At 60.8% G+C, this 7615-nt stretch carries 4 protein-coding genes; 2 read left to right on the top strand and 2 right to left on the bottom strand.

Going from position 1 to position 7615, the window contains the following annotated elements; translation table 11 throughout:
* Together VG146_11455 and VG146_11450 are read left to right on the top strand one after the other, a co-directional pair.
* Window positions 1-1929 (top strand): sulfatase-like hydrolase/transferase (locus VG146_11455; protein ID HEV2392964.1); only part of this gene is annotated, 1929 nt, incomplete at its 5' end.
* A complete protein-coding gene (locus VG146_11450; GenBank protein HEV2392963.1) occupies window positions 1926-2408 on the top strand; it encodes a GtrA family protein in 483 nt (160 codons plus the stop codon). The genes VG146_11455 and VG146_11450, both read left to right, overlap by 4 nt.
* Before the next feature lie 395 nt (window positions 2409-2803).
* Here VG146_11450 and VG146_11445 read toward each other — a convergent pair whose 3' ends face one another.
* Window positions 2804-4195: a DUF1501 domain-containing protein gene (locus tag VG146_11445; GenBank protein ID HEV2392962.1), complete on the bottom strand. Its 1392-nt coding sequence runs from the start codon at window positions 4193-4195 to the stop codon at window positions 2804-2806.
* A 146-nt stretch (window positions 4196-4341) separates the two neighbouring features.
* On the bottom strand, window positions 4342-7506 hold the full coding sequence (locus VG146_11440; protein ID HEV2392961.1) for a DUF1553 domain-containing protein: 3165 nt from the start codon (window positions 7504-7506) through the stop codon (window positions 4342-4344).
* Window positions 7507-7615: the final 109 nt, after the last annotated feature.

The following is a 7615-nucleotide window of genomic DNA, read 5'->3' as shown; positions in this document are numbered from 1 at the left end:
TGGGGCTTGCTTTCGTGGAAGGCGCGGCTGCGACCGCTGGTTTGGCTGCCGGGCCTGGCCTATTACTGCTGGCTGGACGGGCTCGTCTTCGGCGCGCTCGACTACACCTCGGGCGTTTACAAGGTCCAGGCCGTGGCGTTCCTGGGTTGTCAGACGCTGCTCGTTTTCCTGCTTATCCTGCTTGCGGATGGCTTTTTGGCAGAGAGCTGTGGCCGGTTTTTGCGAATTGCTTTTGTGACCGGCGTCTATCTTTTCCTGGGCGCGCTCTACATCGATTTTATCCTGTACAAATTGATGGCCATCCACCTGCCTCGCGGGCTGAGCATCCTCTGCCAGGACGGCGTCTCGCACCTGGGGATCAACTGGGTCCACACCGGCATCCCGAGTCGGGTCCTGCATGTCTGGCTGGCCTGGGCGGCGGGCATCGCAGTGGCAATTCTGATGTTTGCCTTCGCGACGGAAACCCGCCGGTTGGGATGGGGCTTCACAATGCGAGCCACCCGGGTTGTGGCGATTGGGGGGTATTTCATGCTGGTGTGCCAGATATTGAGCACCGGCGATGACGAGCAGTGGGTTTGGAGCTTTGGCGAATTGAAGGCCGCCCTGCCGTTCTATTTTGGCGGCAGGGTGCCGGTCCCTGGCCGCAAATATCAAGTGCCGGCCCTGAGGGCTCCTGAAAGCGGCCATGGAACTTTGGACAGGGTAATTGCCGGCGAGAAGAGCCTCGCGAGCCAGCCCGACATTTTCCTCTTTGTTCTTGAGAGCGCCCGGGGTGATTTCATCACGCGTGAAATCACGCCCAACCTGGCGGCGTTTTCCACCGAGTGCCTCCCTTTTCCGGACGCGCTCGCTTCAGGAAACGCGAGCCATATCTCCTGGTATTCACTGCTGACGGCCAACTACGGATTGCGGTTCGGCATGGCCAAGAGGAGCGCGCGGCGCTTTGGGAGCGCGCCCATCGCCCTTTTGAAACGGGCGGGCTACCGCATCGACGTGTTCTGCAGCAGCACACTCGACTACCACGAAATCGATAAGATCGCCTTTGGCGATAGATTGGAACTATGCGACTCGATGTTCGACGCTCAGAAACAGGGGATTGGGGACGCGCCGGCTCGGGATCTGGCGGTCAACAAGGCAATGCTCGAGGCGCTCGAAAGCCCGCCCGGAAGACGGTTGTTCCTCATTTTTTACCATTCCACTCACCACGATTATGATTGGCCTGCGAGCGACCCGGCCCCGTTCACTCCTTACGCCAGCGCTTGGAACTACGCCGATTTCAACATCAGCCGGCAGCAGTTGCGCCTAATCATGAACCGCTACCGCAATGCCCTCCATTTCCAAGACCGCCTCATCGGGGAGGTGTTATCGGCTCTGAAACAGAAGGGTCAGTATGCTCAAGCGCTAATCGCAGTAACCGGCGACCACGGCGAGGAGTTTCTCGAACACGGAAAGCTGCTGCACGCCAGCAATCTGTTCCGTCCGCAGACACACATTCCTTTTCTCCTGCGGCTTCCGGCGGGCATGGCCTCGCCAGGCGAACTGCGCCACCGCCTTCCGCTGGCCAGCCACGTGGACCTTCTCCCCACGCTGCTGGACTGCCTGGGCATTGAGGTCACCAACGCCTTTGACGGGCAGTCCCTGTTCCGGAAGACCACCGACGAAGTGGTCATCACGGCTGAAAACGCCGACGGGGACCCGGTTCGATTCTGTATTCAGTCGGAACGCTATAAGGCATTTTTCCAATATGAAAGCGCGACGCGCCCGACGGCCCGGCAACGCACCCTGTATTTAAACCAGGTGACCGACTCCCAAGACAGACCCGTGGCTATCGAGTTTTATAGCGCGAAAGGCCGAGACCTGATGAACACAAACTTTGGCGCGGCATTCAGCGCGCTTTACCCCGGCGCAAGCCTTGAAGGATCGGAATGACGCCGGCAATCAAGGCTTTCGCGCTTCGGCTGCGCCTCCGGCAATTCCTCAAGTTCTGCGTTGTGGGGACAAGTGGATTGCTGGTCGATATGGCGGTGCTCCACGTGCTTGCGATGGGACTTGGCTGGAACGTCGGCCTGAGCAAGCTCTGCTCGGCGGAGTTGGCCATGTTGAGCAACTTCCTTCTGAATGAGGTCTGGACATTCCGTGCTCTGAGCGCGGTCGACAACGGGAGATGGGCCTCACTGCGCAGGCTGGTGAAGTTCCAGGCCATCTGCGGCGTGGGAATCGGGTTCGCGGTGCTGTTGCTGAACCTGTTTTACCGGCGTTTCGGGTTCAACCTGTACCTTGCAAAATCTGCTGGCGATCCTGCTGGTCACGTTGTGGAACTTCTGGATGAACGCGATTTTCAACTGGGGGGCCGGGCGGCGGGCGGTGGCCAGCGCCTCTTTGGTTCGAGGGCCGTAAATCTCCGTTAGGAGCGGCACATCCCCACGCCGGATTGGTTCGGCCCGTCCTTGAATGGTTGAATGGTTGAATGGTTTGAAAGCCCCCGCCGTGCCGCTCCTACGGAGCTTGGCTGAATTCCGGGGGCCGTGTGGCTATAAACATGTCGCTCCTATGGAGCTTTCTTCTGGGCACATCGAGGGTTGGCCTCGAACGTTGGAAATGAACCGGATGCCGTCGTCCTTGGCAAGGAGGCGGGGGGACGGTCAGCGACGTGGGGTTTTCGCTCGAGCGCTCGAGCTTTGCTCACAGCACAGTGGCCGACGCCAACCGCTCGCGCGACTGGCGCATCTATCACGACTTGGCTCAACTGTTGAACGCCCGCGCCCGTCGTCTGTATGTGATTCGGCCGGACGTTTGACCAACATCAGGCGATGAGCGGATAGATGACGTTGCCGCTGACGTCGGTTAGGCGGAATTGACGGCCCTGGTAGTTGAAGGTGAGGCGCTCGTGGTCGATGCCGAGGAGGCGCAAGAGCGTGGCATGGAAGTCATGGACGTGGACCGGGTCTTTGACGATGTTGTAGCCGAATTCACAGGTCTCGCCATAGACCAGGCCCGGTTTGACGCCGCCGCCAGCCATCCAGGTGGTGAAACAGCGGGGATGATGATCGCGCCCGTAATCGGTAGCGGTGAGTTTGCCCTGGGAATAGTTTGTGCGGCCAAATTCGCCGCCCCAGATGACGAGGGTGTCGTCGAGGAGGCCGCGTTGTTTGAGGTCGAGGATGAGCGCAGCGGCGGGCTGGTCGGTTTCTTTGCATTGAACGGCGATGCCTTTGGGGAGGTTGCCGTGCTGGTCCCAGCCCTGGTGATAGAGCTGGATGAATTTGACGCCTTTCTCGGCGAGGCGGCGGGCCAAAAGACAATTAGCGGCGAAGGTGCCCGGTTTGCGCGAATCGGGTCCATACATCTCGAAGATGCGGTCGGGTTCTTTCGAGGAATCGACCACCTCGGGGATGGAAGACTGAAGGCGGAATGCCATCTCGTATTGGCCAATGCGGGCGTCGATTTCGGAGTCGCCGAATTGGGGCTTCTGGACCTGGTGCAGTTCGCGGAGCCGGTCGAGCATGAGTCGCCGGGCGTGGCCGGAGATGCCGGCCGGGTTATCGAGGTACAGAACGGGTTCTTTACCTGAGCGGAACTGGATGCCCTGGTATTCGGAAGGCAGAAAGCCGCTGCCCCAAAGCCTGGCATAGAGGGGTTGATCGACTTTGCCGGGTGTGATCAGCACGACAAAGGCCGGGAGGTTTTCGTTGTCGCTGCCCAACCCATAATTGAGCCAGGCGCCGAAGCTGGGACGCCCCGAGAGCTGGGAGCCGGTCTGCATGAAGGTGATGGCCGGGTCATGGTTGATGGCCTCGGTGTAGAGGGAGCGCACGACGCAGAGGTCGTCGGCGATTTTTGCGGTGTGCGGGAGCAGTTCGCTGACCCAGAGACCGGCATTGCCGTATTGTTGGAATTTGAAGATGGAGCCGGCCAGGGGCAGCACGGCCTGGTTGCCCGACATACCGGTGAGACGCTGGCCCATGCGGACGGAGTCCGGAAGGCTCTCGCCGTTGCGCTGGTTGAGCAGCGGCTTGTAATCGAAGGTTTCGAGCTGCGACGGCCCGCCCGCCATAAAGAGATAAATGACCCGTTTGGCCTTGGGCAGGAAATGGGGCGCGCCCAGGACACCGCCGCGCGGATTGGCGGCGCCCTCAGCGCCCAGGGCTTTGGCAGGGCCGAGGAGGCAAGCCAGGGCGATGCCGCCCAGCCCCATCCCGAAATGGTTGAGGAAATGGCGCCGGGTCAGGCCGAGCGCCGGCAGGGCGCCGGTGCACAGGGGCTTGGGCAAAGGGGCAGCGCCCGCCTGCCGCTGCCACATTGATTGTTCCGGCGCTTCCGATTCGATTCGATTGGGGATTTTCATCGTTCGGTTACAAATTCATCCAGGTTCATGAGAGAATTGGCCAGCACCGCTGTGGCGGCGAGTTGGAGCGGTGGCAATGCTGCATCGACCGGGCGCTCGCCAATCTTGAGGTATTGTTTCGCGGCCTGCGGATCGGCGGTGAATAGCTCGAGTTGTTCCCGATAGAGTCGTTTTAGAATGGCTGACTCGCGGGGCAGGGGCGCGCACCCGGTCGCGAGCCGAAACGCGCGAGTAATGCAGGAATCGATGTCAGGCCCGCAGTGGCGTACCAATCGCTCAGCCCAGACGCGAGCGGCTTCGACGAATTGGGTGTCATCGAGCAATACCAGCGCCTGGAGCGGGGTGGTGGTCGTTTCGCGGCGGGCGGTGCAGACCTCGCGGGTGGGGGCGTCGAAGATGAGCATCGAGGGAGGCGGGGCTGTGCGTTTCCAGAAGGTGTACATGCTGCGGCGGTAGAGGCCCTCGCCGGTATCCTGGACATAATGCTTTCCGGTGCCGGCTTGTTCCCAGAGCCCGGCGGGTTGGTAGGGCCGGGCGCTGGGTCCGCCGATGCGCTTCGAGAGCAGCCCGCTGACCGCGAGCGCGTTGTCGCGGATTTCTTCAGCGCGCAGACGATGGCTGGGCCCTCGAGCCAGCAGGAGATTATCGGGGTCTTTGACCAACAGGTCCGGGGCGGCCTGCGAGGATTGCCTGTAAGTGGCGGACATCACGATAAGTTTATGCAAGGCTTTGGTGTCCCACCCGGAGTTGATAAACTGGAGTGCGAGCCAATCGAGCAACTCGGGGTAGGCGGGGAGTTTGCCGCGCGTGCCGAAGTCTTCCTCGGTAACGACGAGGCCCTGGCCAAAATGAGAGGCCCAGATGTGGTTGACCGCCACGCGCGCTGTGAGCGGGTTGCGGCGGTCGGTCATCCATTCGGCCAAGCCCAAGCGGTTGCGGGGCAGGCCCGGCGGGAACGGAAATATTCTTTCGGGGACGCCGGGGTGGACTTGCTGGCCGTGGGCATCATAAGCGCCGCGCTTGAGGAGATACGTGGGGCGATGGCCCGGCATCTCGCGCATGACCATGATCTCGGGGACATCATCAATGAGGTTGTTCTCCTTCTCACGGAGGGCGCGCAACTCGTTGCGGGCCGCGCGGCAAGAAGGATCGACCTTGGCAATATAGTAGGCGAGCAAGGCCTCGCGGTTCGGGCTTTGGGATGCGTTGCCGGCCAGGAGTTGGACTTCGCCCGGGGTCAAACAGCGTTCGAAGACCTTGAACTCGTCTATCACGCCATCCTTGAACCCCGAATCGCGGAAGCGCCCAGCCAGGGTGAGTTCGATATTGCCCACTTCCATGTCCCCCCATTCCTGGCGGTGAAGGATGTCCTTAAAGAGCTGGTCGCGGACTATTTCAAGTTCCATTGGCCGGCCATCGAGATAAAGGCGCGCGCCGGCGGCGCGACTCGAACCGTCATAGGTAACGGCCAGATGCGACCATTGGTGCAATGGGAGAGCAGTTTTGGCGCGGACCTTGAGGGCATTGCCAGGCCAGAAATGGATCAGGCCGAAAGAGGGAAAGCCATTTTCCAGGAGCAACTCGTAACCGCGGCTGCCCGAATCCGTCCAGGATTTTGAGCGATGAAAGATGACAGCGCGGTCCTGATTTTCAGCAGGCTTAAGCCAGAGAGAGAAGCTGAATGGACTGGTGCGGTTGAAAGCGCCGGCCCCTTTGCATTCCAGCGAGTTATCCCCGCTGAATTTGAGGCCGCGTCCGATTTTGCCTTCCACTTGCTCGGGTCCGTCAGTGAGAATGGCCCGATTGGCGCCGGTCGAGTTGGGGGTGGAGCCGTTGTTGACCTCCTCAAAGGAGTAGGCGGCAGTTGGCTGGGGCGTGGGGATGGAGTTTGAGAGCGACCAGGCCTCGAAGGACGCCTCCGCGGTTTTGGCCAGTCCGGCGAGTTTTTGTTCCTGTTGCTGGATTTGCTGTTCGATGGCCTGGTGCGCGGTCTCAACGCCGGGCGGGTACAACAGCAAGGTCGGGCCGGGGGTCGCCCGTGTGAAATGGGAGTAGAGGCCGGACTCATCAATGTTATTGAAAAATGCGGACATGCTGTAGAAATCCTTTTGAGAGATGGGGTCGTATTTATGGTCGTGGCAGCGGGCGCAGCCAATGGTCAGGCCCAGAAAGGCGGTGCCGGCCGTGGCGACTCGGTCCGCGACGTATTCCACGCGGAACTCTTCTTCCACGCTGCCGCCTTCGTTGGTTTGGCGGTGCAGCCGGTTGAAGGCGGTGGCCAGGACCTGGTCGCGGGTCGGATTTGGCAGGAGGTCCCCGGCCAGTTGCCACGTGATAAACTGGTCATAAGGGAGGTTTTGGTTAAAGGCGCGGATGACCCAGTCGCGCCAGGGAGACAGGTCGCATTCGACGTCGTTCTGGTAACCGTATGTGTCTGCGAAGCGGGCAAGGTCGAGCCAAAGCGCAGCCTGTTGTTCACCGTAAGCTGGGGAAGCCAGCAAACGATCAACGAGCTTTTCGTAAGCGTTGGGGGAAGTATCGCCGAGAAACTGGTCGATCTGTTCGAGAGTAGGCGGAAGCCCGAGCAGATCGAAACTGAGCCGGCGGATGAGAGTTTCACGGCTGGCTTCGGCAGAGAGGGCCAGCCCTTCTCGCTGGAGCCGGGCCTGGACAAACGCATCGATAGGATTGCGCGCGTGGCTCCCGTCCGGCGGCGTGGGGACTTTGACATCGCCGACCGGTACAAATGCCCAATGGGGTTTGTATTCGGCCCCCTGCTCGACCCACCGGCGCAGCAATGCCTTTTCCTGTGCGTTCAGGACCAACTTGCTAGCTGGGGGCGGCATTCGCTCGTCATCATCGCGCGCGTTGATGCGCCGCACCAATTCGCTGCGATCCGGCTGATAGGGGACAATGGCGCGTCGGCCCGTTTTGGGGTCACGCACGGCGTAGGCGGTGTCGGGTAGGTCGAGGCGCAATTTGGCTTTGCGAGCCTTTTCATCCGGGCCGTGGCATTTGAAGCAGTGGTCTGCCAGAATGGGCCGGACCTGGAAATTGAAATCGACCGGGCCTGTTGGAGCGGCAGCCCAGGCGCAAAACAAAGGCCCGCAGAGGATGGCGGCAGCCATGACAATGCCCTTAGATGGACTTACCGACGGCATTAGCCAAACCTACTCCGTGGAACGGATTTGGACAAGCGCTTCCGGGGCAGGGCAGGGCTTGCGACTTGAACTAATCCAATATTTCAGCTTGTCGAATGGTCTCTTCGCG

The organism is Verrucomicrobiia bacterium (genome assembly GCA_035946615.1).
Taxonomy (GTDB): domain Bacteria; phylum Verrucomicrobiota; class Verrucomicrobiia; order Limisphaerales; family UBA8199; genus DASYZB01.
The sequence above is the reverse complement of the archived record's forward strand: the minus strand, read 5'-3'. Positions and strand labels throughout refer to the sequence as shown.